Raw genomic sequence first — 23,651 nt, forward strand, 5'->3', positions numbered from 1 at the left:
CGCTGGAGGTAGAACAAGATGAACATGCACGTAACCGTCGACCCTGTTGAACAGCATCTGGCCAATGGCCTGAAAGACCTCTGGTTCCCAGTACTGCCGTCGCAGTTGCTGACCGACCGACCGCTGTCGATCCGTCGCCTGGGCTACAAGATCGCCCTGTGGCGCGACAACGATGGCAGCGTCCACGCCCTCGAGGACCACTGCCCGCACCGCGGCGCGCCGCTATCCCAGGGCCCAGTGCTGGGCGATCGTCTGCAGTGCCCGTACCACGGTGTCGAGGTACGCTGCGACGGCACCGTCACCAAGGTGCCCGGCAGCCCGGGTTGCAAGCTCGAAGGCAGCCGCCCGACGCGGATGTTCCATACCCGCGAGGCAGCCGGGGCGATCTTTTTGTTCAACGCCACCGACCCACACCTGGACACGCCGCCCGAGCTGGTACTGCCCGAGCAGCTGACCTCGCCCGAATGGAGCAGCTTCCTCTGCTACACCGAATGGAAAGGCGACTATCGCTACGTGCTCGACAACGTCATGGACCCGATGCACGGCACCTACCTGCACAAGATGTCGCACTCGATGAGCGAGGGCGAAGCCACTGCCAGGTTCGTCACCCGCGACACCGAACAGGGCTTCTTCTTCGAGAAGGAAGGCCAGCGCGGTGTCAACTTCGACTGGACCGAGTTCCTCGACAACGGCTGCCACTGGCTGCGGCTGGAAATCCCCTACCCCAAGACCGGCGGCCCAGGTGGCAACTTCACCATCATCGGCAGTTACACGCCCAGCAGCCGCGCGCTGGCGGCAGTATTCCACTGGCGCGCGCGGCCACTGACCGGCTGGCAGCGCGATACCTGGCGCTTCCTCTACAAGAACCGACTGGAAGCACGCCACTGGGCAGTGCTGGAGCAGGACCGGGTGCTGCTGGAGTTCATGGAAGCAGACGCCAACCAGCGCGAAAACCTGTACCAGCATGACCTCGGCGTGGTGCGCCTGCGCCGCTACCTGAAAGGCAAGGCCAAGGAACAACTGGCCCTGATCGAAGCCAAACAACTGCCCTGAGGTGAGCGATGGCCAATGCATCCACAGTCAGCGCGCTGGTACACACCCTGCGCCATGAAGCCGATGGCATCATCAGCGTCGAACTGCGGCCCTGGGGCGATACCGTGTTCGCCCCGTTCGAGGCCGGCGCGCATATCGACCTGCACCTGCCCAACGGCCTGGTGCGCAGCTATTCGTTGCTCAATTCGCCCAGCGATAAGGGGCGCTACGTGGTCGGCATCCTGCGCGACCGCAGCAGCCGCGGTGGCTCGCGCTATGTCCACGAGCAGCTGCGGGTGGGCACGCAGCTGACCATTTCGCAGCCGCGCAACCACTTCGCCCTCGACACCCGCGCCAGCCACAGCGTGCTGGTGGCCGGCGGTATCGGCATCACGCCGATCTACTGCATGTTCCGCCAGTTGCTGGCGCTGGGGCGCTCGGCCGAGCTCATCTACTGCGCCCGCTCGCGTCGCGAGGCGGCGTTGCTCGAGCCATTGGCTGGACTGGGAGCAAAGGTGCTGTACCACTTCAACGACGAGAAGGGCTCGCTGCCGGACCTGGCGCATTACCTGGCGGGCCGCAGCAGCGACACGCACTTCTACTGTTGCGGGCCGACACCGATGCTCGATGCGTTCGAGGCGGTGTGCGAGCAGCTGGGGTACGCGCATGCGCATATCGAGCGCTTTAGCGCAGTGGAAGTGGCAGCAGCCGACGATGCCTTGGCCAGCTACAGCGTCACCTTGAGCAAGAGCGGCAAGACGCTCAATGTCGAGCCTGGGCTTAACCTGCTGGACGTGCTGCTCGAAGCCGGTTGCGATATCGATTACAGCTGCCGCGAGGGCGTGTGCGGTTCGTGCGAAACACGGGTGCTGGAAGGCGATATCGACCACCGCGACGGCGTGCTGACCAAGGCCGAGCGGGCGGCCAATGGCTCGATGATGGTGTGCGTGTCGGGCTGCAAGAGCCGACGTTTGGTGCTCGACCTCTGATCTGCCTGTAAGGGCCCTTTCGCGGGTAAAACCGCTCCCACAGGTACTGCGCAGTACGCAGAATCTGTGGTGCCCCTGTGGGAGCGGGTTTACCCGCGAATAGGCCGGTACAGACACAACAAAAACCAGAAGAATAAAACCACCCTCAGTTTTCGCGTTTAGCCAGCTATCCCTCAAAAAACACCCCTTCAAGGCGGTGAGGGCCCGCTGCTGCCTGCGAAAACTGCCCCAACCTTGCAGGGCACAGCATGAACAGATACCTGATCACCCTCGGTCTGCTCGTTTCCAGTTGCACCACCCTGGCCGCCGAGCCCGGCCCGGCGGCCCCCGACCAGCCGCCCAGCACACCCAAGCCCGTCCCGCACATCGCCTGGCGCAGCGATGACGGCCAGAGCAGCCTGGACATCGGCGGCGCCCTGCGGGTCAATTACCGCGACGAGCACTGGGACACCACCGAAAACAACGGCCGTTTGCTCTTCGACACCTTCCGCCTCGACGTCCAGGCCCGCCACCGCCAACTGTTCGCCGACGCAGGCTACTGGTTCCAGGACGACGGCAAACGTGCCATCGACCGCGGTTTCGTCGGCTACCGCATCGATGCGCAATCCAACCTGCAATTGGGTGCCCCGTTCAAGCCATTCGGCCTGGAGCCGTATCCGCAATTCGGCTGGAGCTACCACATCCCGTTCTTCATGGGTTATGGCGTCAGCGCCGGCACGGGCCTCAAATACAGCTACAAGGACCGCGACTGGGACCTGCAGCTGGGCTACTTCCCGCGCATGCTGCCCACGGGCATCCGCTACTCGCCGGAAGTCGGCCGCTTCAGCGACCTGGACGACAACGCGGTGGCCGTCACCCAGTCGCGCCAGGACAACGAAAAGCGCAACCAGGTCAACGCCCGGGTCGCCCGCACCTTCACTGGCGAAGGTTGGAAGACCGAACTCGGCGCCTCCCTGGCCGGCGCCGAGTTGTACAACGCTACCACCCACGACAGTGGCGACTACTGGGCGGCGGGTGTGCATGCCTTGGTCAACCGCGGCAACTGGACTGTCACCAGCCAGGCCATCCGCTATGAATACGACCCACGCAACCCGGCCGACGTCAGCGACGATGCCGTGCTGATGGGCGGCAACGGCCTGACCCCGGCCTACCTGATCGCTGCCAAGGCGACCATCGCCGCGCTCAACGTCGGTTACGACGTGTACACACCGGGTCTGGGGCAGTTGAAGAAGGTCAAGCTGTATACCGACTACAGCCGGATGATGAAGGACAAGCGCGACTGGGACGACTCGCAGATGTTCACGGTGGGCATGCAGTTCCTGGCGATGCCGATCATGGCCTGGGTCGACCTGACCTGGGCGCGCAACGCCAACCCGTTCGGTGGGGCGGAGAACGGCACCGGGTGGACCAGCACCCGTTCGCTGGGCAGCAATGACTGGTACTACCGGACCAATATCAACATCGGCTATTACTTCTGAGGTGGATGATGGCTGTACCGGCGGCCAAGCCGGTACAGACAACCTGCACGAAGGGCATTACCATGGCCGGCCTTTCGCAGCTGAACCCAGACCATGCCCTCCGACTACAAGATCGTGCTCTGGCGCCTGGAGCAAGACGCCAATGGCTACCCGCCAGCCTCGGTCGAAGGCCTCTGGGCGAAGCGCACCGCCAGCGGCTACCAGGTCGACAGTACGCCCTTCTATGCCTACGGCATCGCTCCCGGTGACCTCATCAGCACCACCCAGGACGGTGAACAGATCTGGTTCCAGGCCCTGCAACAGAGCGGCGGCGCCTCGGTCTTGCGCATTCGGGTCAAGCACGCCGCCGAGGTCGAACCCGTGCGTGCCGCGCTCGAAGAATTCGGCTGCCCATGCCACGCCGAACCGGCCGTACGGATGCTGGCCGTCGAAGTGCCGCCATCGCGTACCCTCGACACCTTGCTCTATTACCTGCTGACCCAGCGCGAAGCCGGCATCCTGGACTTCGAGGAAGGTGTGTTGCGCCACACCATCCCCGAAGAGTTCCGCTAGGGCCTACGCCTCGGCCAGTCGCGTAGCCGGCTTGCGGAACACGAACAACAGGCCGACCACGATCAGCCCCATGCCCAGCAGGCTCAGCGGTGCCAAGCGGTTGCCGAAGATCAGCAAGTCCATCACCGCGGTCACTGCCGGCACCAGGTAGAACAGGCTGGTGACATTGACCAGGTTGCCCTTGGCGATCAGCCGGTACAGCAGCAACGTGGCCAGCAACGACACCACCAGCCCCATCCACAGCAGCGCGCCGACAAAGCCGCCCGTCCATTGCACCTGCAACGGTTGCAGCGGCGCGAACAACGCACACATGGCGAAGCCAGCGATGTACTGCAACGGCAGCGTGCCCATGGGGTTGTCGGTGATGCGCTTCTGCAGGATCGAACCGAAGGTCATGCTGGCCAGCGCCAGCAGGGCGAACAGCATGCCGAGCAACGAGACCCCGCCGAGGTTGATGCCCTGGTAGACCACCATCACCAGCCCGCCAAGCCCCAGGCCCAGGCCGAACAGGCGGCTCCAGGAGCGCTGGCGCTCCATCAGCACCACGGTGAGGATCGGTTGCACGCCCATCACCGTGGCCATCACGCCGGGGGTGACGTGGGTGTTGAGTGCCAGCAGGTAGAAGATCTGGTAGGCGCCGAGCAGCACGCAGCCAGTACCCAGGGCACGCAGGATCGCCCCCCTGCTGCGCGGCCAGCGCAGGCCGAGCCACGGGCCGATCAGCAGCAGGCCGCTCAGGGCCAGCGCCGAACGCAGCAGCAGGAAGGCGAAGGGGCTGGCATGAGCGAGGCCGAGTTTGGAAACGATCGCGCCACTGCTCCAGAGCAGGACGAACAGGCTGGTGGTGGCCGCCGAGGCCACGGATGCTTTGTTGAAGACAGACATGTATTGCCACCTGATATAAGGCAAAAAAGCCAGACGGCGGGCGTGAACTTCAGCGAGGGAAGGTGCCGACCGTGTTCAGTAGGTTGCGAGTGCGTAGGGATGCGGCCGGAAGCCGATCAGCCCAGCACGACCACGCAAGGAGGCGGAGCTACGCCGCCTACGACGCCACTGACAGGTGGTGGTGGGTAGTGACTGATCATGGCCGGCTGCTGGCTGCCACGCACGACCATGCCCGCGACTGGCGCGATGGCAAAGCTTGTGGTGGAAGGGATGGCTGGCATGATCGGGTCTTCAGGGAAGAGAAGTGTTTCGGAATATAGCGGTGAATCCTGGGTTGGGCAATAGCCTGTTCCGGCCTCTTCGCGGGCAAGCCCGCTCCCACAGACCCTGAGACCAGTGCAGTACCTGTGGGAGCGGGCTTGCCCGCGAAGAGGCCGGGCCTGCTATCAGAACAACCAGCGGTACAGCACGTAAGCCACCACCACCGCCAGCACCGGCCGCAAGATGCGGTAGGCCTTGGGGTTTGCGCGCTTGAACTGCTTCACGCGGGTGCTGATCTTGTTGCTGAAGCGCTTGCTCCAGGCATACGCCTGGTTGATGCCGCCCACACGCTCGTCATCGGTGTTCTGCGGCGCGGTGGCGCGGCCGAGGAAAGCACTGACCTTGCGGTTGATGCGGGTCATCAGCGAGCTGCTGAGCGGGCGTTCGATGTCGCAGAACAGGATCACCCGGGTCATGTCGGTCTCGTTCTTGACCCAGTGCACATATGTCTCGTCGAACATCACGTCCTCGCCATCACGCCAGGCGTATTCCTCACCATCGACGTAGATGCGGCAGGCATCGGAGTTGGGGGTCGACAGGCCCAGGTGGTAGCGCAGCGAGCCGGCAAACGGGTCGCGGTGCGGGTTCAGGTGGCTGCCACCGGGCAGCAGGGCGAACATCGCACCCTTGACGTTGGGAATGCTGCTGACCAGCTCGACGGTTTTCGGGCACAGGGCTTCGGCAGACGGCAGCGGCTTGTCGTACCACTTCAGGTAGAAGCGCTTCCAGCCTTTCTTGAAGAACGAGCCGAAGCCGGCGTCGTTGTCCTTTTCGGCGGCACGGATGTAGCCCTCGTCGAACAGGCGCATGGCCTCCTCGCGGATCACCTGCCAGTTGTCCTTGAGCACGTCCAGCTCGGGGAAGCGCTGGCGGTCCAGGTAAGGCTTGGACGGCACGCCGGAGAACAGGTACATCAGGCTGTTATAAGGGGCAAACAGCGCCGAATGGTTGACGAACTGGCGCAGTACCGGCAGGCGCGCCTTGCCGCGCAGGTGCACGTAGAGCACGCTGCCGAAGAACACCAGCAGCACACCTGCCTTGGCGAGGAAGGAAAAGGTCATGCAACACTCCTTGGATGGGACGCAGGCCAGCGCTGCCTGCTCCCAGAAAAATCATCCGGCCATCATAAACCCATCCCGCCCCGGTAAAAACAACCAGGGCAGGATCTCTCTCATGAAGATTTTGCAATAAACCAGGCCGCCGAATGTTGCGCCGGATCAGCGGCAAGGCTGATTACTGCTGGTTTTCCTGCTCGCTGAACAGGTCGCTGAACAGCATGCTGGACAGATAACGCTCGCCCGAGTCAGGCAGGATTACGACGATGGTCTTACCTTGCATTTCCGGCTTTTCGGCCAGGCGCACCGCGGCTGCCATGGCCGCGCCACAGGAAATGCCGCAGAGGATGCCTTCTTCCTGCATCAGGCGAATGGCCATGGCCTTGGATTCTTCGTCGGTCACGGTCTCGACCTGGTCGACGATCGACAGGTCGAGGTTTTTCGGCACGAAACCGGCGCCAATGCCCTGGATCTTGTGCGGGCTGGGCTTGAGTTCTTCACCGGCCAGGGTCTGGCTGATCAGCGGCGAAGCCACCGGTTCGACCGCCACCGACAGGATCGCCTTGCCCTGGGTGTGCTTGATGTAGCGCGACACGCCGGTAATGGTGCCGCCGGTGCCAACGCCGGCAACCAGCACGTCGACCGCGCCGTCGGTGTCGTTCCAGATCTCTGGCCCGGTGGTCTTTTCGTGGATGGCCGGGTTGGCCGGGTTCTCGAACTGCCCCGGCTGGAAATACCGAGCAGGGTCGGAGGCGACGATTTCATTGGCCTTCTCGATGGCGCCCTTCATGCCCTTGGCCGGCTCGGTCAGCACCAGCTCCGCCCCCAGTGCCTTGAGCACCTTGCGGCGCTCCAGGCTCATCGAAGCCGGCATGGTCAGGATCAGCTTGTAGCCACGGGCGGCGGCGACGAACGCCAGGCCGATACCGGTGTTGCCCGAAGTCGGCTCGACGATGGTCATGCCCGGCTTGAGTTTGCCGCTGCTCTCGGCGTCCCAGACCATGTTCGCGCCGATCCGGCACTTGACCGAGTAGCCCGGGTTGCGCCCTTCGATCTTGGCCAGGATGGTCACCCCACGCGGGGCGATGCGGTTGATCTGCACCAGCGGCGTGTTGCCGATGGAGTGGGCGTTGTCGGCAAAGATACGGCTCATGGCAGGGTCCTTGAACATGAGAAACAACAGGAAAGACTTAAAGGGTAAGCCTGCCCCGGTGGCCAGTAAAGCCTGTTCGAACTCCCAGGCTTTGCTTGCGGTCAACCGTGCAACCCGCCGCGGAGAGCCTCGCGATGAAAGCTCGCTATCGCTGGCCGCTGATCGGCCTGGCCAGCCTGATCGTGCTACTGGTGGCCTTGCAGCTGGCCCTGCCCTACCTGGTGCGCGATTACCTGAACGACAAGCTTGCCCACATGGGCGAGTACCGCGGCCAGGTGGCCGATGTCGACTTGGCCTGGTGGCGCGGCGCCTACCAGATCAACGGCCTGAAAATCGTCAAATCTACCGGCAAGGTGCCGGTTCCGTTCCTTGAAGCACCGTTGATCGACCTGTCGGTGAGCTGGCATTCGCTGATCCATGACAAGGCCGTGGTGGCCAAGGTGGCGTTCACCCGCCCCGTACTCAACTTCGTCGACGGCGGCAGCAAGCAGGCCTCGCAGACTGGCCAGGGCACCGACTGGCGCCAGCAGCTGGACAAGCTCCTGCCGATCACCCTCAACGAAGTGCACGTCGACAACGGCACGTTGACCTTTCGCAATTTCAACTCCAAGCCACCGGTCGACCTCAAAGCCACGCAACTGAACGCCGATATCCGCAACCTGACCAATGTGCGCGACGAAAAAGGCCGACGCGATGCAAGTTTCGACGGGACTGCGCTGATAGCCTCAGACGCCAAGGTGGAAAGCCGCGCCACCTTTGACCCGTTCAGCGACTTCGATGATTTCGAGTTCCGGTTGCGCGCCACTGGCATCGAATTGCGCCGGCTCAATGACTTCGCCAGCGCCTATGGCAAGTTCGATTTCAATGCCGGGCACGGCGACCTGGTCATCGAAGCCCAGGCCGAGGAAGGCCGGCTGCATGGCTACATCAAGCCGTTATTGCGCGATGTCGACGTATTCGACTGGCAGCAGGACGTGGAGAACAAGAACAAGAACCTCTTCCGCTCGATCTGGGAGGCGCTGGTGGGGGCCAGCGAGACAGTGCTGAAGAACCAGCCGAAAAACCAGTTCGCCACCCGCGTGGAGCTCAGCGGCAGCGTGCACCAACAGAACATCAGCGGTTTCGAAGCGTTTCTGCAGATTCTGCGCAACGGCTTCATCCAGGCATTCAATGCACGCTACGAGCAGCCACCACCCAAGTCCGACTGAACTGGCGTGACGGGCCATTCAGGGACTGAATACCCGGTCTGCGTTTCCAGCTGCAGAGGCCCGCGTTATAGTCGGTGGCAAATCACAAACATGTGTTGTCTGTACTGGCCTCTTCGCGGGCAAGCCCGCTCCCACAGGACCACCACAGGCTTGAATCTGTGGAGTACCTGTGGGAGCGGGCTTGCCCGCGAAGAGGCCGGCACAGGCACCCCGCAGAGGAATAAACCATGAAGTTCGAAGGCACCCGCGACTACGTTGCCACAGACGACCTGAAACTGGCGGTCAACGCGGCCATCACCCTCGAACGCCCGCTGCTGGTCAAGGGCGAGCCTGGCACCGGCAAGACCATGCTCGCCGAGCAGCTCGCCGCCTCGTTCGGCGCGCGCCTGATCACCTGGCATATCAAGTCCACCACCAAGGCCCACCAGGGCCTCTACGAGTACGACGCAGTCAGCCGCCTGCGCGATTCGCAGCTGGGCGTGGACAAGGTCCACGACGTACGCAACTACCTGAAGAAAGGCAAGCTGTGGGAGGCCTTCGAGGCCGACGAGCGGGTGATCCTGCTGATCGACGAGATCGACAAGGCCGACATCGAGTTCCCCAACGACCTGCTGCAGGAACTCGACAAGATGGAGTTCTACGTCTACGAAATCGACGAGACCATCAAGGCCAAGCAGCGCCCGATCATCATCATCACCTCCAACAATGAAAAAGAGCTGCCCGACGCCTTCCTGCGCCGCTGCTTCTTCCACTACATCGCCTTCCCCGACCGCGCCACCCTGCAGCAGATCGTCGATGTGCACTACCCGAACATCAGCCAGTCGCTGGTCAGCGAGGCACTGGACGTGTTCTTCGACGTGCGCAAGGTGCCGGGCCTGAAGAAAAAGCCCTCCACCTCCGAACTGGTCGACTGGCTCAAGCTGCTGATGGCCGACAACATCGGCGAAGCCGTGCTGCGCGAACGCGACCCGACCAAGGCCATCCCGCCGCTGGCAGGTGCCCTGGTAAAGAACGAGCAGGACGTGACACTGCTCGAGCGCCTGGCTTTCATGAGCCGGCGCGGCAACCGCTGACAGGAGCCGGGCCATGCTGCTCAACCTGTTCAATGAAATGCGCGCGGCCAAGGTGCCGGTTTCGGTGCGCGAACTGCTCGACCTGCACCACGCCCTGCAAAAAGGCGTGGTGTTCGCCGACATGGACGCGTTCTACTACCTGGCCCGCGCCATCCTGGTGAAGGACGAGCGCCACTTCGACAAGTTCGACCGCGCCTTCGCCGCCTACTTCAAGGGCCTGGAAAACCTCGACCAGCACATCGAGGCGCTGATTCCCGATGAATGGCTGCGCAAGGAGTTCGAGCGTTCGCTGAGCGACGAAGAACGGGCACAGATCCAGTCCCTGGGCGGCCTGGACAAGCTCATCGAGGAATTCAAGAAGCGCCTTGAAGAGCAGAAAGAACGCCACGCTGGCGGCAACAAGTGGATCGGCACCGGTGGCACCAGCCCGTTTGGCTCGGGTGGTTTCAATCCCGAAGGCATTCGCGTCGGCGAGGCCGGCAAGCGCCAGGGCAAGGCGGTCAAGGTCTGGGACCAGCGCGAGTACAAGAACCTCGACGACCAGGTCGAACTGGGCACGCGCAACATCAAGCTGGCCCTGCGCCGCCTGCGCAAGTTCGCCCGCGAAGGCGCCGCCGAAGAGCTGGACATCGACGGCACCATCGACCACACGGCGCGTGACGCCGGGCTGCTGAACATCCAGATGCGCCCGGAGCGGCGCAACACGGTGAAGTTGCTGTTGCTGTTCGACATCGGCGGCTCGATGGACGCCCACATCAAGGTCTGCGAAGAACTGTTTTCGGCCTGCAAGACCGAGTTCAAGCACCTGGAGTACTACTACTTCCACAACTTCGTGTACGAATCGGTGTGGAAGAACAACCTGCGCCGCACCTCGGAGCGCTTCTCCACCTTTGACCTGCTGCACAAGTACGGCGATGACTACAAGGTGGTGTTCGTCGGCGATGCGGCGATGGCGCCGTACGAGATCACCCAGCCAGGCGGCAGTGTCGAGCACTGGAACGAAGAGGCCGGGTATGTGTGGATGCAGCGCTTCAAGGAGAAGTTCAGGAAGATCATCTGGATCAACCCGTATCCCAAGCAGGCCTGGGACTACACCGCATCGACCCACCTGGTGCGGGACCTGATCGAGGACAAGATGTACCCGCTGACCTTGCAGGGGTTGGAGGACGGGATGCGTTACCTGTCCAAGTGATATTGCTTGCACTGGCCTCTTCGCGGGACAAGCCCGCTCCCACGGGAATACTGATTTGCCTGAGCTCTGAGTAACCCTGGGGAAGCACAGGAACAGTGACTTCCTTGGGCTGTCAGTAAGCCTGTGGGAGCGGGCTTGTCCCGCGAAAGGGCCGGTAGCCTTACAACAAACGGTCCAGGAATGCCTGCAGCTCGCGCCAGGCCTCTTCCTGCACTACCGCCCTGAACCGCACCAGCGCCCCTGGCATGCACTGCGCCAGCTGCGCCAACGCCAACGGCGTCAACGCCCCCAGCCGCGGATAGCCGCCGATGGTCTGCCGATCATTGAGCAACACGATCGGCTGCCCGTCCGGCGGTACCTGCACCGCGCCCAGCGGGATCCCTTCGGAAATCATCGGCGCGCCCTGGTACACCAGCTGCGGCCCCAGCAGGCGGATGCCCATGCGATCGGCGCGGCTGTCCAGCGCCCAGTCACGGTTGAACGCCTCGAACAGGCTGGTCCCGCTGAAGTCACCGATCTGCGCGCCTATCACCAGGTCGAGCACAGGTTTTTGCGCATAGCTCGGACGCAAGGTCGCAGGCACCTCGCGCAGGGCCGGTGAATCGCCAACAAACGTCAGGCTCTGACCTTTCTCAAGTGCCTTGCCTCGCCCATCGATACCCCCCAGCTCCTCGCGCACGACCGTGGCGCAGCTGCCCAGCACATGTTCACCGAGAAACCCGCCCGGCGCTGCCAGATACGCCCGCACACCTTGCTTTGGCTGCTTCAGGGTCAAGCGCTGCCCTTTGGCCAAGCTGAAGCTGCGCCATGGCAGCAGTGGCTGATCATCCACCCGTGCCTCCAGGTCTGCCCCGGCCAGCGCCAGTACGCAATCCTGCTCGGCCACCAAGGTAAAACCACCCAGTGCCACCTCGACCACTGGCGCCCCCAGCGGGTTACCCAGCAGCCAGTTGGCCCAATGCATCGCCACCCAGTCCAGCGCCCCGCCCTGGGTCACACCCAGGTGGCGCACGCCAAAGCGCCCGGCGTCCTGCAACTGGCACAATGCGGTGCTGGCCTCGATCTTCAACTGCTTCATGCCTGCACCTCCACATCACCGCCCAAGGCCACGAACTCGGCCCGCGACACCGCCACGAAGCGCACCCGGTCGCCCGGCTGCAGCAGGCTGTAGCCCTCACGTTGGCGATCGAAAAGGCGCACCGGGGTGCGCCCGATCAGGTTCCAGCCACCTGGCGACATCGCCGGGTAAGCCGCCGTCTGGCGTTCGGCGATACCGACACTGCCCGCTGCCACGCGCTTGCGCGGGGTACTCAGGCGCGGGCTGGCCAGGCGCTCGTCGACCAGCCCCATGAAGCCGAAGCCGGGGGCGAAGCCAAGCGCGAACACCGGGTAGTCGCGTTCGCTGTGCAGGCGGATCACCTCGGCTTCGCTCAGCCCGCTGCGCGCCGCCAGCACGGGCAGTTCCGGGCCGACGCTGGCGTCGTACCACACCGGGATTTCATGGCGCCGCCCAGCGCTGCCAGTATCCGGCTGCAAGCCATCCAGCGCCTGGCCGATCAGCGCCCTCGCCTCGCCTGGCGGCAGGTCAGACTGCAACATCAGCGTGGTGTAGGACGGCACCAGATCCACCAGATGCACGCCGAACGCCGCACTCAGGCGCTGGCTGGCGGCGAGCATCCACGGCATGTTGGCTTCGTCGATGCGGTCGAACAGGCGCACCATCAGGCTATCGATGGCCACGACTTCGATACGCAGCTTCATCGCGCCTCCAGCGCATCAAGGGCCTGGCGGATCTGCCGCACGGCCGCCACCGAACTGTCGTTGTCGCCATGCACGCAGACAGTGCTGGCTGCCAGCTTCAGCGCGCTGCCATCATCCGCTACCAGGGTTTCGCCACGGGCCAGGCGCAGGGCCTGTTCGACAACCCGCGCCGGGTCATGGTGCACCGCGCCTGGCAGGCGCCGCGAGACCAGGTGGCCGCTGGCGGTGTAGGCGCGGTCGGCGAAAGCCTCGAACCACAGCGGCACGCCGATTTCATCGCCCAGGGCCTGGGCCGCACTGTTGTCGGCAGTGGCCATGAGCATCAGCGGCAGGCCGCTGCCATAGGCCGCCACGGCTTCCAGCACGGTGCGCAGCTTGAGCGGGTCGGCCATCATGTCGTTGTACAACGCGCCGTGGGGCTTCACATAGGCCACACGGCCGCCGAGTACCTTGCAGATGCCATCCAGGGCGCCGATCTGGTAATGCAGCAGGTCGCGGATCTCTTCAGGGCTGCAGGCCATGGAGCGGCGGCCGAAGCCGACCAGGTCCGGATAGGCCGGGTGCGCACCGATGGTCACGCCGTGCTCCAGCGCCATGGCCACCGTGCGGCGCATGATGCTCGGGTCACCGGCGTGGTAGCCGCAGGCGATGTTGGCGCAGTCGATATAGGGCATTACCTCGGCATCCAGGCCCATGCGCCAGCTGCCGTAACTCTCGCCCATGTCGCAATTGAGTAGCAGGGGTTTCACCTGACGTGCTCCCGTGTCGATGTTCATAGGCCTACCTTAGCGCGCCTGAAGTTGTTTGCCGCGTGTTTCCGGCAGGCTCAGCGCCGCCACGATCACCACGCCATAGGACACCGCCGAGAACACGCCGATGCCCAGGCCCAGGGGGATCTTCTCGCCGAGCAGGCCGATCAGCAGCGGGAACAGGGCGGCGATGACCTTGCCGATGTTGTAGCAGAAGCCCTGCCCCGAGCCACGTACCCGGGTCGGGAACAGTTCGGTAAGGAACGCGCCCATGCCGCTGAAGATGCCCGAGGCGAAGAAACCCAGCGGGAAACCGAGCCACAGCATCACGCCATCGCTGACCGGCATCTGCGTGTACAACAGCACGATGATGAACGAGCCCACGGCGAACAGGATGAAGTTCTTCTTGCGCCCCAGCAGGTCGGACAGGTACGCGCTGACCACATAGCCGATGTACGAACCGATGATCACCATGGCCAGGTAGCCGCCAGTGCCGAGCACGCTCAGGCCGCGCTCGTTCTTGAGGAAGGTCGGCAGCCACGAGGTGATGGCGTAGTAGCCACCCAGCGCACCGGTGGTCAGCAACGAGGCGCGCACGGTGGTCCAGAGCATGCCGGGGGCGAAAATCTCGTAGAAATGCGACGGCGCTTCGGCGCTTTCCCCGGCCTTGGCCTGGCGATACACCTCCGGGTCCTTGACCAGCCGGCGGACGAAGATCACGAAGATCGCCGGCACCAGGCCGAGCAGGAACAGCGCGCGCCAGGCTTGCTCCGGCGGCAACCAGGAGAACAGCAGCGCATACAGGATCGCCGTCAGGCCCCAGCCGATGGCCCAGCCCGACTGCACCATGCCCACCGCCTTGCCGCGGTCCTGGGCACGGATGACCTCGCCGATCAGCACCGCGCCGGCGGTCCATTCACCACCGAAACCGAAGCCCATGAGGGTGCGGGCGATCAACAGTTGTTCATAGTTCTGGGCAAAGCCGCAGAGGAAGGTGAAGAAGGCGAACCACAGCACCGTCAGCTGCAGGGTACGCACACGGCCAATGCGGTCGGAGAGGATGCCGGCGACCCAGCCACCGACGGCCGAGGCGATCAGCGTGCTGGTATGGATCAGCCCGGCTTCGGCAGTGCTGATGCCCCACAGCATGATCAGCGTCGGGATGACGAAGCTGAGCATCTGGGTGTCCATGCCGTCCAGGCCATAGCCGATCTTGCAGCTCCAGAATGTGCGCCGTTGCTGTTGGTCGATGTCGCGGTACCAGGCGAACGGCCCGGTCGAAGGAGGGGATTGCACCTGCTGCTGCACGCCGCTTGGGTTCATGCTTGCCTCGGCTTGTTGGTATTGTTTTATGGGCGACGTCGGGCGTCGCGGCCTGAGTGCCATGTTCAGAGCCCGTGCCGCCTGAGTCCAACGAGAAAAACCGCCGGTCTGGAACAAGAAAAACTGATCATGAACCTTCGCTTCCTCGAAACCTTCGTCTGGGTCGCCCGGCTCAAGAGCTTCCGCCTCACCGCAGAGAAGCTGTTCACCACCCAGGCCTCGGTGTCCAGCCGCATTGCCGCGCTGGAGGCCGACCTTGGGGTGAAACTGCTGCTGCGCGACTCCCGCGGTGTCAGCCTGACGCCGGAGGGCAGCAAAGTGCTGGAGTACGCCGAACGCATGCTCGACACGGCCAAGGCCATGAAGCAATCGCTGGACAGCGACCGGGCCAAGGTCGGGCGCATTCGCGTCGGGGTGATGGACACAGTGATCCACACCTGGATGAGCGCACTGGTGGCAGAGCTGACCGAGCGTTACCCGCAGGTGGAGATCGAACTGGTCGCCGACACCGCGCTGAACCTGCGCGAGCAGCTGCAGAAGGGGTTCCTGGACGTGATCCTGCAGACCGACCTGCTGCGCGAACAATCGATCCGCAGCCAGGACCTGGCGCGCTACCCCATGGGCTGGGTGGTGGCGGCCGGTTCCGTGTACCACCGCGACTTCGCCTCGCTGGCCGAGTTGGGCCGCGAGCGGATTGTCACCTTCTCGAAGAACTCGCGGCCGCACCAGGAGGTGCTCAGCCTGTTGCAGGGTGCCGGGGCAGAGGCGCCGCGGTTGAACTGCGTGAACTCGGTGGCAGCGATTACCCGGCTGCTGCGTGATGGTTTCGGCATTGGCGCCTTGCCACCGGCGTTGGTGGATGCAGAGTTGAGCCGCGGTGAGCTGGTGCTGCTGGAAGGCTTGCAGCCACCTCCGAGCCTGGAGCTGGTGGTGGCCTGGCAGACCGGGGTGGCGTTGGTGGACGAGGTAGTTGGCGTGTGCCGGCAGGTGCTGGAGCGGTATGCGCGGGATGTGGGCGGGCAGCGGATAGTGCTGGTCTGACAGTTCTACGTCTCCAATGCCGGCCCTTTCGCGGGTAAACCCGCTCCCACAGGTACGGCACAGGCCTCAAGGGTGGCGATCACCCTGTGGGAGCGGGTTTACCCGCGAAGAGGCCAGTACAGACACCAGAGGAATCAGCGCCAGCTCTCTTTCACCGCTCCACGCCGCCGCCCGCCAAGGATCACCCAGCCGATCCCGAGCAACAGGCTCTCGACCACGAAGGCCAGGATAAAGCCGGCCCCGACGCCCCAGCCAATCGCCTCAGGCACCAACAGGATCTGGTAGCTGTAGCCCTTGAGCGTCTCTTCGCGCAGCTGTGGATCCGGCTGCACCAGCACATGCCAGGTGCGGCTCACCCACGACCCTTGCAGCGCCTGCCATTCGTCTTCCAGCAGCTGATTGCGAATCAGCAGGCTCTCGATGCTGTTGGCATCGCTGAGGAACACCGGGTCGTCACTGGTCCGGTAATGCCGCACCAGGGCCTGCAGATCGCCATTGAAGAAGCGCTCGGCTGTCTGCTTGAAACCATCCAGCGCCTGGCGCGATTCGAACAGGTGCGCCTCGGCCCGCTGGCTGTAGTCCTTGACCAGCCCAGGCACCTGGATACCGGCCAACAGGCCGAAGGTGAACAGCAGCAACCGCAGGTAACTTCTGAACATGCAGCGTCCTTAGCTCTGGCCTTGTGCAACGCACTCGCCGTGCCGCCACAGGCCCCATTGGCCTGGCTCGTAGCGCCGCCAGGTCTCGTTCTCGGTCAAGGCCTCGGTGGCGATGACCGTGACCACGTCATTGGGGGTGGTTTCGGTGTGAAAATCGACGATCAGGTCGACATCCTTCAAGCGGGCAGCACCAAACGGCGCACGCCGGGTAATGTGAACCAGCTTGGTCGAGCAGAAGCAGAACAGCCAGTCGCCGTCGCTGAGCAGGCAATTGAACACGCCCTTGCTGCGATACCCGGCACAGGCCTCGACCAGCACCGGCAGCAGCTGTTTGACCTCGACCGGCTCGGGGAAAGCCGCGCGGATGCGGTTGAGCAAGTCGCAGAAGGCTGCCTCGCTGTCGGTATCGCCCACCGGCCTATAGAACGTCGCTTCACCCTTGAAGTCGCCGAGCTGGCCGTTGTGCGCGAAGCACCAGTTGCGGCCCCACATTTCGCGGACGAACGGGTGCGTGTTGGACAGGCACACGCGGCCGACGTTGGCCTGGCGAATATGGCCGATCACCACTTCGCTCTTGATCGGATAGCGCTGCACCAGGTTGGCAACTTCCGACTCGCTGCTCGCAGCCGGGTCCTGGAACAGGCGCAGGCCGCGCCCCTCGTAAAAACCGATGCCCCAGCCGTCGCGGTGCGGGCCGGTGCGCCCGCCACGCTGCATCAGGCCGGTGAAGCTGAAGACGATGTCGGTGGGGACGTTGGCACTCATGCCCAGCAGTTCACACATGGTGGTGTCTCCGCTTACAGGCGTGGCTCGACCCGGCCACGGCCGCCGCTCGGTGCGGCAGGGGGCAGGTCGTCGCGGTAACGGTCATGGCGCTCGGCAGCCATTGGCGCACCAGCCATGACGGCATTGTCCTCGACCGCACGGCGCTGGGCGGCGGCTTCGGCCTGCGCACGGCGCTCGCGGGCGCGCTTTTCCAGCGGCCAGCGGATCAGCACGAAGACGAGGTACAAGGCGAAGGCGATCATGCCGTACATGGCGAAATCGGAAATAGCCCGCCAGGCGTTGTTGCCGACCTTGAAGGCCAGGTCCAGGGCGGTGATGGCGATCGCCGGGGCGAAGCTGTCCTTGACCGGGTCGACGATGGTCGGCGTCAGCAGCAGCACCGCCAGGATCACCCGCAGGGGTTCACGCAGCCAGCGCCACATCCAGCCGGTGAGTTTGAAGCCCACCAGCAGGCAGCCCAGCGCGGCGACAGCGTAGAGGCCCCAGGCGAAGGTGTAGTCGTTCTCGATCATGGTGTTCGTGCAAGCCAGGCAAAGAGATGCCTATGATAAACACTTTTCAGGGCGCAGACAGCGTCTCCCTGTCCCGGTCAAGAGATCCCCGATGCCAACCAAGCCCCAGCCCCCCATTGCCCGCCAGGACCAGGCCACCGATCCCTATGCCTGGCTGCAACAGCGCGACACCCCGCAAGTGCTCGATTACCTGCAGGCGGAAAACGCCTATCAGGAGGCCTGCCTGGCCGAGCAGGCGCCGCTGCGCGAGCAGCTGTTCGAAGAGATCAAGGGCCGCATCCTCGAAACCGACCTGTCGCTGCCCTCGCCTTGGGGCCCATATCTTTACTACACCCGCACCACCGCAGGCGACGAGTACCCGCGCCACTACCGCTGCCCGCGCCCGGCGGACGACTCCAACACGGTCGATGAAAGCCAGGAACAACTGCTGCTCGACCCCAACATCCTGGCCAACGGCGGGTTCCTGTCGCTGGGCACGTTCAATGTCAGCCCCGACCACCGCCTGCTGGCCTACAGCCTCGACACCAGCGGCGACGAGATCTACACCCTGTACGTCAAGGACCTGAGCAACGGCAACCTGACCACCCTGCCCTTCGAGGACTGCGACGGCAGCATGACCTGGGCCAACGACAGCCAGACGCTGTTCTTCGCCGAGCTGGACGATACCCACCGCCCGTGGCGCCTGCGCCGTTTCACCCTGGGCGAGGCTGACGCCAGCACCGTGTTCGAAGAGGCCGACGGCCGTTTCTTCCTGCACTGCTACCGCACCAGTTCCGAGCGCCAACTGGTGCTGCTGCTCAACAGCAAGACCACCAGCGAGGCCTGGGTGCTCGACGCCGAAACGCCACAGGCGGCGTTCACCTGCCTGGCGGCACGGGTCGAAGGCCACGAGTATTTCCCTGACCACGGCCTACTCGATGGCCAGTGGCGCTGGTTCATCCGTAGCAACCAGCATGGCATCAACTTCGCCCTGTACCACGCCCCGGTTACCCCGGTGCCAAGCCGCGACCAGTGGCAAGTGCTGGTGCCGCACCGCGACGACATCATGCTCGAAGGCCTGAGCCTGAATGCCGACGCGCTGACCCTGAGCCTGCGTGAAGGCGGCCTGCCGATCATCGAAGTACGCCCGCAAGGGCTGGCGCCTTACCGGGTCGAATTGCCCGATGCGGCCTACAGCCTGTACGTGCAGGACAGCCTGGAGTTCGCCAGCCGCCGCGTGCGCCTGCGCTACGAAGCACTCAACCGCCCGGCCCAGGTTCGCCAGCTGGAGCTGGCCACAGGCGCCCAGGAAGTCCTCAAGCAGACCCCGGTGCTCGGCCAGTTCGACGCCGACGACTACGTCAGCCAGCGCCTCTGGGCCACTGCGCCGGACGGCACCCAGGTGCCGATCAGCCTGGTGCGCCGTCGCGAAGACCTGAACAAGACCGTGCCGCTCTACCTTTACGGTTACGGCGCCTACGGTGAAAGCCTCGACCCGTGGTTCTCCCACGCCCGCCTGAGCCTGCTGCAACGCGGCGTGGCCTTCGCCATTGCCCATGTGCGCGGCGGTGGCGAGCTGGGTGAAGCCTGGTACCGCGCCGGCAAGCAGGAACACAAGCACAACACCTTCAGCGACTTCATCGCCTGCGCCGAGCACCTGATCGCCCAGGGTGTGACCGCGCCAGAGCGCCTGGCCATCAGCGGCGGCAGCGCCGGCGGCCTGCTGATAGGCGCGGTGCTCAACCTGCGCCCTGAACTGTTCCGCTGCGCCATCGCCGAGGTCCCGTTCGTCGACGTGCTCAACACCATGCTCGACCCCGAGCTGCCGCTGACCGTCACCGAGTACGACGAGTGGGGCAACCCCGAGGAGCCCGAGGTATACGCACGCATCAAGGCCTATGCGCCCTATGAGAATGTCAGCGCCCAGGCGTACCCGGCGATGCTGGTGGTCGCCGGCTACAACGACAGCCGCGTGCAGTACTGGGAGGCAGCCAAGTGGGTGGCCCGTTTGCGCACGCGCAAGACCGACGACAACCTGCTGCTGCTCAAGACCGAAATGGGCGCCGGGCATGGTGGGATGAGCGGGCGGTACCAGGGGCTGCGCGATGTGGCGCTGGAGTATGCGTTCGTGTTTGGGGAGTTGGGGGTGATGTGAGGGCTGGAAGCGTTCGCCGTTAGGTTTTCTGCGCCTGTGAGACCGAGCGCCGCCCGCGCGGCGCTTCGCGGGGCAAGCCCGCTCCCACAGTCTGTTTCGGGCCAATCTGTCCTGTGCAAGTACCGGCGCCTGCCATGGTGCATGACTAGATAATTGTGTGTGGCCTCTGCGATACCTTCGATGTCGAATGGAACAAACAAGGCGGACAGTGGAGATTTCACAGGAGTAACTGGCCCGAAACAGACTGTGGGAGCGGGCTTGCCCCGCGAAGCGCCGCGCGGGCGGCGCTCGATCTCACAGGCGCTGCAAATGTTGTGGCAGGCACATGGACGCCCTCACACCATCTCCTGACATACCTTCACCCTAATCATCCTGCGCCGGCGGCTTCGCAGTTTCCTGGCGCAAACCAGGCAAATCCTGGTCCTTCGGCGGCCCTGGCACCGGCATCGGCGGCAGCAGCGGCGCGCCCGGTGTACTGTCGTAGGCCTTGGGCGGCGTGCTCGGGGTAATCTGCGGGTAAGGCGTGGGCGTCGGCGTGCCGGGTGCACCGGGTACCGGGGTGTTCAGCCGAGGTGGCGTGCCCGCCGCGTCGGCCAGGGGCACGGCGGCTACAAGCAGCGCGGCGAGGATCGCGTGGTACATCAGCAACCTCCTGTCGGGAACCTCTCTACAGGCTACGCCGATATTGAAGTTTTCGCCTGTCCGCCTGCCCCGCAAGCGCGCTAGACTCAATGGCATAACCGTCATCTGCCTGATCAGAACAAAGGAAACTCCATGAGTTCGGCTTCCACCTCCGCCGCCACCGCCCGCCTCGACCGCATCCTCGCCGACGCCAAGCGCGACAAGGAGATGGGCTACCGCGACAAAGCCCTGAAAATGTACCCGCACGTGTGCGGCCGCTGCGCCCGCGAGTTCTCTGGCAAGCGCCTGAGCGAGCTGACCGTGCACCACCGTGACCACAACCACGACAACAACCCGCAGGACGGCTCCAACTGGGAGCTGCTGTGCCTGTACTGCCACGACAACGAGCACTCGCGCTACACCGACCAGCAGTACTTCAGCGAAGGCTCGACCAGCACCCCGAGCATCGCCAAGGCCACCCACAACCCGTTCGCCGGGCTGGCGGGCATGCTGAAAAAGGACTGACTGTCACTGCAACACCCGCTGCTGCCGGCAAGCCCGTATAATCGCGCTCTTTTTTTCGCGAAGGGCCCCGGCACGTGGCAAACAAACGGTACAGCTGCATCGGCCTGTTCAACCCCAAGTCTGCGGAGAACGTCGGTTCGGTGATGCGCGCAGCGGGTTGCTACGGCGTCAACTCGGTGTTCTACACCGGCAAGCGCTATGAGCGCGCACGTGACTTCGTCACCGACACCAAGCGGGTGCACTACGACATTCCGCTGATCGGCATCGACGACCTGCAACGCATCATTCCCCTGGGTTGCACGCCAGTGGCGGTGGAGCTGGTCGACGGCGCGCGGCCGCTGCCTGAATACACTCACCCGGACCGGGCGATCTATATCTTCGGGCCCGAGGATGGCTCGTTGAGCGAGGACGTGCGCGGCTGGTGCGAGGAAACCATCTATATCCCCACCGAAGGCTGCATGAACCTGGCTGCGACGGTGAACGTGGTGCTGTATGACCGCATGGCCAAGGGGCTGAATACCCGTTCGGGCCCCAAGTTCAAATAAAAAGGCCGTCCTTGCACCCAAGGTACAAGGACGGCCAGGTGCTGAGCTCCGTCAGAACAGCACCGGTCTTGCTCGATCTCACCCCTGAACAATGCTGAGTTTCTGCTCGGCAGCGTATTCCAGGTGCGACTTGACCTGCTCGAAACGCGACTTGCCGACCGCTGCGCCCAGGCGGCGAGGCCAGGTTGATCCTGCGTCAGCCCGCTTCAGTTGCCTGCCGATGCCAAGCAGTTGAGCAGACCAGACCTCGCCCCAGGCAAAACCGCATGGCAGAACCCTACCGGCAAAAATGGACCGCTCGACATACCGACTGAACGGCCACGCCAGGCAACGGGTCAGCTGCTTACATTCCACAAGGAGGACTTGCCATGCTCGATATCCATTCCACCCCGGGGTCGCGGGAGCACAATGTCCATGGCCTGGAACGCGTCGGCTCACTGGCCGGTGGGGCGCTGATGTTCAGCAAGGGGCTGCGCCGCGGCGGCCTGATCGGCCTGTTGCAGATGGTGGCAGGCGGCCTGGCGGTGGCCCGCGGGATCAGCGGGCATTGCTCGACCAAGGCCTGGTGGCTCAAGCATCGCCAGGAGTACCACCGCTTGCGTTCGGACATACAGCGCAGTGCGGCGGAGCTGGAGGTACTCAGGGCCAGCGCCGAGGCGGCTACCCGCGGGGTGACGGTGACCGGGAAGGACCCATTGACCGGCAGTTGATTCTGCTCTGCCTGTACTGGCCTCTTCGCGGCGGTTCGACGCCTCGATAAACCCGCTCCCACAGGGTCACCGTAGCCTTGTGGGAGCGGGTTTATCGAGGCGTCGAACCGCCAGGCTAGCGCAGGGCCTTGCTCTGCAGTACGTCGGACTGGCGCCCCAACACGTTCTCGCTGATCTGCACGAACTCTTCGGTACTCACGCTGGGCAGGCGCATCAGCGCCCGGGTCACGTCGTCCAGCGAGCGCTTGGCCTGGGTATGGATGCGGATCTCCTTGTCCAGCGCCTGCAACAACATCACCCCTCGGGCCACCTGCGCCGGGCTGGCGTGCTCGGCGCGCAGCTGGGTGACCTTGCCGCCCAGCTTCTGCAGGCGCGCCTGCCACACCTCGTAGCGGTCGTCGCTGATGCCTCCAGCACGGCGCAGCAACTCGGTGGCGTAGTACTCGGTCAGGCCCTGCCCCAGCCAGTCGCTGTTGTCGCGTACACGAATCTGCGCAAACAGCTGCACCAGCTCGCGCAACAGCGGGCTGCTGCCATTCTCGCTGACCATCGGCCGGCTGCTGTGCAGGTAGATCGAAGCGTCCGCCGCCGTTGACCCACGCCACATGCCATCACGGGCGCCCACCAGCAGCAGTTTGGCCGGGTTGCGCGGGAACACTGCCTGCAGTTGCGGCCAGACGAAGGTCAGCAGGGTCAGGCTATCCATCCGCCGCATGCCCTGCCCCACGGGCGCGGCCACGGTAATGTCGGTCTCGCCGAGGCGGGCACGGCGGCTGCCAAGATCGCCCGCAAGCATCCAGCCGGTCGGGCGGTCGAACAGGCGAGAGACGTTGTCGATACGGAACTTGTCCTTGCCGATGCGTGGCCAGGACGTTTCGATGCTCTTCCAGCCTTCAGGCAAGTCGACAGTCAAACGTGCCACCAACTCGGTACCGTCCTGCTGATCAAGACGTGCCGGCGGAACCAGCTGATCCCCCAGGAACAGCGCCCAGTGCGGGGTGATGCGTGTGGAGTAGGCACCGCTGCGCAGTTTCTGGTCCAGCTTGACCCGGTAGCTGAGGCTGGTCTTGCCCGTCGCCGGGTGCCATACGCCGCGTTCGCCCTGCTGCTGCCATTGGCCATCGGCCTGGAAGCCACTGTAGGCGCCTACCTTGCCCAGGTCGAAATCCAGGCTGCGCACGGCACTGCCTTCAGCCAAGGTCAGGCGCACTTCGGCCTGGCCGTTGGCAGGCAACAGGCGCACCTGGTAATCAAGGTCGACTTTTTTCGCCCAGGCCGGCAAACAGGCCACAAGGCCGAGGAGCAACAACCACTGGCAACGCATACCGAAACTCCTTGTTCCTCAGA

General features: G+C 64.2%; 25 protein-coding genes. 12 read left to right on the forward strand and 13 right to left on the reverse strand.

The window, feature by feature from the left end:
- Window positions 1–18: 18 nt before the first annotated feature.
- The 4 genes from ACIPZ5_RS13935 (at window position 19) to ACIPZ5_RS13950 (ending at window position 4,051) form a co-directional block, all read left to right on the forward strand.
- Window positions 19–1,053, forward strand: coding sequence for an aromatic ring-hydroxylating dioxygenase subunit alpha (locus ACIPZ5_RS13935; protein ID WP_343599174.1), 1,035 nt, complete (start codon window positions 19–21; stop codon window positions 1,051–1,053).
- 8 nt (window positions 1,054–1,061) lie between these two features.
- Complete coding sequence (locus tag ACIPZ5_RS13940) at window positions 1,062–2,021, forward strand: PDR/VanB family oxidoreductase (protein WP_400809209.1); 960 nt, start codon at window positions 1,062–1,064, stop codon at window positions 2,019–2,021.
- A gap of 248 nt (window positions 2,022–2,269) precedes the next feature.
- Window positions 2,270–3,499, forward strand: a complete 1,230-nt coding sequence (locus ACIPZ5_RS13945; RefSeq protein ID WP_400809211.1) for a hypothetical protein — start codon at window positions 2,270–2,272, stop codon at window positions 3,497–3,499.
- Window positions 3,500–3,592: 93 nt separating this feature from the next.
- The gene (locus tag ACIPZ5_RS13950) at window positions 3,593–4,051 is read left to right on the forward strand and encodes a DUF4265 domain-containing protein (protein ID WP_400809213.1); all 459 of its coding nucleotides are present in this window, start codon (window positions 3,593–3,595) and stop codon (window positions 4,049–4,051) included.
- Window positions 4,052–4,054: 3 nt separating this feature from the next.
- Here ACIPZ5_RS13950 and ACIPZ5_RS13955 read toward each other — a convergent pair whose 3' ends face one another.
- The 4 genes from ACIPZ5_RS13955 to cysK form a co-directional block, all read right to left on the reverse strand.
- Entirely contained in the window at window positions 4,055–4,936 is an 882-nt protein-coding gene (locus ACIPZ5_RS13955; protein WP_343599166.1) for a DMT family transporter, read from the reverse strand.
- 116 nt (window positions 4,937–5,052) lie between these two features.
- Window positions 5,053–5,217: a hypothetical protein gene (locus tag ACIPZ5_RS13960; RefSeq protein WP_177408485.1), complete on the reverse strand. Its 165-nt coding sequence runs from the start codon at window positions 5,215–5,217 to the stop codon at window positions 5,053–5,055.
- Window positions 5,218–5,382: 165 nt separating this feature from the next.
- Window positions 5,383–6,318 (reverse strand): aspartyl/asparaginyl beta-hydroxylase domain-containing protein, encoded by a 936-nt coding sequence (locus tag ACIPZ5_RS13965; RefSeq protein ID WP_343599164.1) that lies wholly within the window; start codon window positions 6,316–6,318, stop codon window positions 5,383–5,385.
- A gap of 172 nt (window positions 6,319–6,490) precedes the next feature.
- The gene (gene cysK / locus ACIPZ5_RS13970) at window positions 6,491–7,465 is read right to left on the reverse strand and encodes a cysteine synthase A (RefSeq protein ID WP_261943067.1); all 975 of its coding nucleotides are present in this window, start codon (window positions 7,463–7,465) and stop codon (window positions 6,491–6,493) included.
- 134 nt (window positions 7,466–7,599) lie between these two features.
- On the opposite strand from cysK, the gene ACIPZ5_RS13975 reads away from it, so the two are divergent.
- From ACIPZ5_RS13975 to ACIPZ5_RS13985, 3 genes are all read left to right on the forward strand, one after another.
- Complete coding sequence (locus ACIPZ5_RS13975) at window positions 7,600–8,673, forward strand: DUF748 domain-containing protein (protein ID WP_261943066.1); 1,074 nt, start codon at window positions 7,600–7,602, stop codon at window positions 8,671–8,673.
- A gap of 227 nt (window positions 8,674–8,900) precedes the next feature.
- Window positions 8,901–9,746: a MoxR family ATPase gene (locus tag ACIPZ5_RS13980; RefSeq protein WP_023629931.1), complete on the forward strand. Its 846-nt coding sequence runs from the start codon at window positions 8,901–8,903 to the stop codon at window positions 9,744–9,746.
- 13 nt (window positions 9,747–9,759) lie between these two features.
- Complete coding sequence (locus ACIPZ5_RS13985) at window positions 9,760–10,938, forward strand: VWA domain-containing protein (RefSeq protein WP_343599158.1); 1,179 nt, start codon at window positions 9,760–9,762, stop codon at window positions 10,936–10,938.
- A gap of 160 nt (window positions 10,939–11,098) precedes the next feature.
- Here the strand turns inward: ACIPZ5_RS13985 and ACIPZ5_RS13990 are convergent, their stop codons facing one another.
- The 4 genes from ACIPZ5_RS13990 to ACIPZ5_RS14005 are packed head-to-tail and all read right to left on the reverse strand — an operon-like array spanning window position 11,099 to window position 14,771.
- The gene (locus ACIPZ5_RS13990) at window positions 11,099–12,016 is read right to left on the reverse strand and encodes a biotin-dependent carboxyltransferase family protein (protein ID WP_400809220.1); all 918 of its coding nucleotides are present in this window, start codon (window positions 12,014–12,016) and stop codon (window positions 11,099–11,101) included.
- Window positions 12,013–12,699: a 5-oxoprolinase subunit PxpB gene (pxpB, locus tag ACIPZ5_RS13995; protein WP_343599154.1), complete on the reverse strand. Its 687-nt coding sequence runs from the start codon at window positions 12,697–12,699 to the stop codon at window positions 12,013–12,015. The genes ACIPZ5_RS13990 and pxpB overlap by 4 nt, the downstream gene beginning before the upstream one ends.
- Window positions 12,696–13,475, reverse strand: coding sequence for a 5-oxoprolinase subunit PxpA (locus ACIPZ5_RS14000; protein ID WP_085675746.1), 780 nt, complete (start codon window positions 13,473–13,475; stop codon window positions 12,696–12,698). Before ACIPZ5_RS14000 ends, pxpB begins: the two co-directional genes overlap by 4 nt.
- A 9-nt stretch (window positions 13,476–13,484) precedes the next feature.
- On the reverse strand, window positions 13,485–14,771 hold the full coding sequence (locus ACIPZ5_RS14005; RefSeq protein ID WP_027918667.1) for an MFS transporter: 1,287 nt from the start codon (window positions 14,769–14,771) through the stop codon (window positions 13,485–13,487).
- Between the two features lie 129 nt (window positions 14,772–14,900).
- Between ACIPZ5_RS14005 and ACIPZ5_RS14010 the strand changes: the two genes are divergently transcribed.
- Window positions 14,901–15,812 (forward strand): LysR family transcriptional regulator, encoded by a 912-nt coding sequence (locus tag ACIPZ5_RS14010; protein ID WP_313713120.1) that lies wholly within the window; start codon window positions 14,901–14,903, stop codon window positions 15,810–15,812.
- Window positions 15,813–15,946: 134 nt separating this feature from the next.
- On the opposite strand, the gene ACIPZ5_RS14015 is transcribed toward ACIPZ5_RS14010, so the two are convergent.
- The 3 genes from ACIPZ5_RS14015 to ACIPZ5_RS14025 are packed head-to-tail and all read right to left on the reverse strand — an operon-like array spanning window position 15,947 to window position 17,769.
- A complete protein-coding gene (locus tag ACIPZ5_RS14015; protein WP_343599150.1) occupies window positions 15,947–16,471 on the reverse strand; it encodes a DUF2937 family protein in 525 nt (174 codons plus the stop codon).
- Between the two features lie 9 nt (window positions 16,472–16,480).
- Window positions 16,481–17,254 (reverse strand): class II glutamine amidotransferase, encoded by a 774-nt coding sequence (locus tag ACIPZ5_RS14020; RefSeq protein WP_343599148.1) that lies wholly within the window; start codon window positions 17,252–17,254, stop codon window positions 16,481–16,483.
- Window positions 17,255–17,268: 14 nt separating this feature from the next.
- Window positions 17,269–17,769 carry an MFS transporter gene (locus ACIPZ5_RS14025; RefSeq protein WP_400809225.1) on the reverse strand — a complete coding sequence of 167 codons (501 nt, stop codon included), beginning with the start codon at window positions 17,767–17,769 and terminating at the stop codon, window positions 17,269–17,271.
- A gap of 91 nt (window positions 17,770–17,860) precedes the next feature.
- On the opposite strand from ACIPZ5_RS14025, the gene ACIPZ5_RS14030 reads away from it, so the two are divergent.
- Window positions 17,861–19,903 (forward strand): S9 family peptidase, encoded by a 2,043-nt coding sequence (locus tag ACIPZ5_RS14030; protein ID WP_400809228.1) that lies wholly within the window; start codon window positions 17,861–17,863, stop codon window positions 19,901–19,903.
- Window positions 19,904–20,266: 363 nt separating this feature from the next.
- Here ACIPZ5_RS14030 and ACIPZ5_RS14035 read toward each other — a convergent pair whose 3' ends face one another.
- Window positions 20,267–20,545, reverse strand: coding sequence for a hypothetical protein (locus ACIPZ5_RS14035; protein ID WP_400809230.1), 279 nt, complete (start codon window positions 20,543–20,545; stop codon window positions 20,267–20,269).
- Between the two features lie 132 nt (window positions 20,546–20,677).
- Between ACIPZ5_RS14035 and ACIPZ5_RS14040 the strand changes: the two genes are divergently transcribed.
- The 3 genes from ACIPZ5_RS14040 to ACIPZ5_RS14050 all read left to right on the forward strand — a co-directional run bounded on the left by ACIPZ5_RS14040 (window position 20,678) and on the right by ACIPZ5_RS14050 (window position 22,304).
- Entirely contained in the window at window positions 20,678–21,049 is a 372-nt protein-coding gene (locus ACIPZ5_RS14040) for a YajD family HNH nuclease (protein WP_023381762.1), read from the forward strand.
- A 74-nt stretch (window positions 21,050–21,123) separates the two neighbouring features.
- Window positions 21,124–21,594 carry an RNA methyltransferase gene (locus tag ACIPZ5_RS14045; RefSeq protein ID WP_085675738.1) on the forward strand — a complete coding sequence of 157 codons (471 nt, stop codon included), beginning with the start codon at window positions 21,124–21,126 and terminating at the stop codon, window positions 21,592–21,594.
- Window positions 21,595–21,962: 368 nt separating this feature from the next.
- The gene (locus ACIPZ5_RS14050; protein WP_400809232.1) at window positions 21,963–22,304 is read left to right on the forward strand and encodes a DUF2892 domain-containing protein; all 342 of its coding nucleotides are present in this window, start codon (window positions 21,963–21,965) and stop codon (window positions 22,302–22,304) included.
- A gap of 115 nt (window positions 22,305–22,419) precedes the next feature.
- Here ACIPZ5_RS14050 and ACIPZ5_RS14055 read toward each other — a convergent pair whose 3' ends face one another.
- Window positions 22,420–23,628: a hypothetical protein gene (locus tag ACIPZ5_RS14055; RefSeq protein WP_400809235.1), complete on the reverse strand. Its 1,209-nt coding sequence runs from the start codon at window positions 23,626–23,628 to the stop codon at window positions 22,420–22,422.
- Window positions 23,629–23,651 lie beyond the last annotated feature (23 nt).

The organism is Pseudomonas sp. NPDC089428 (genome assembly GCF_044749325.1).
Lineage (GTDB): Bacteria > Pseudomonadota > Gammaproteobacteria > Pseudomonadales > Pseudomonadaceae > Aquipseudomonas.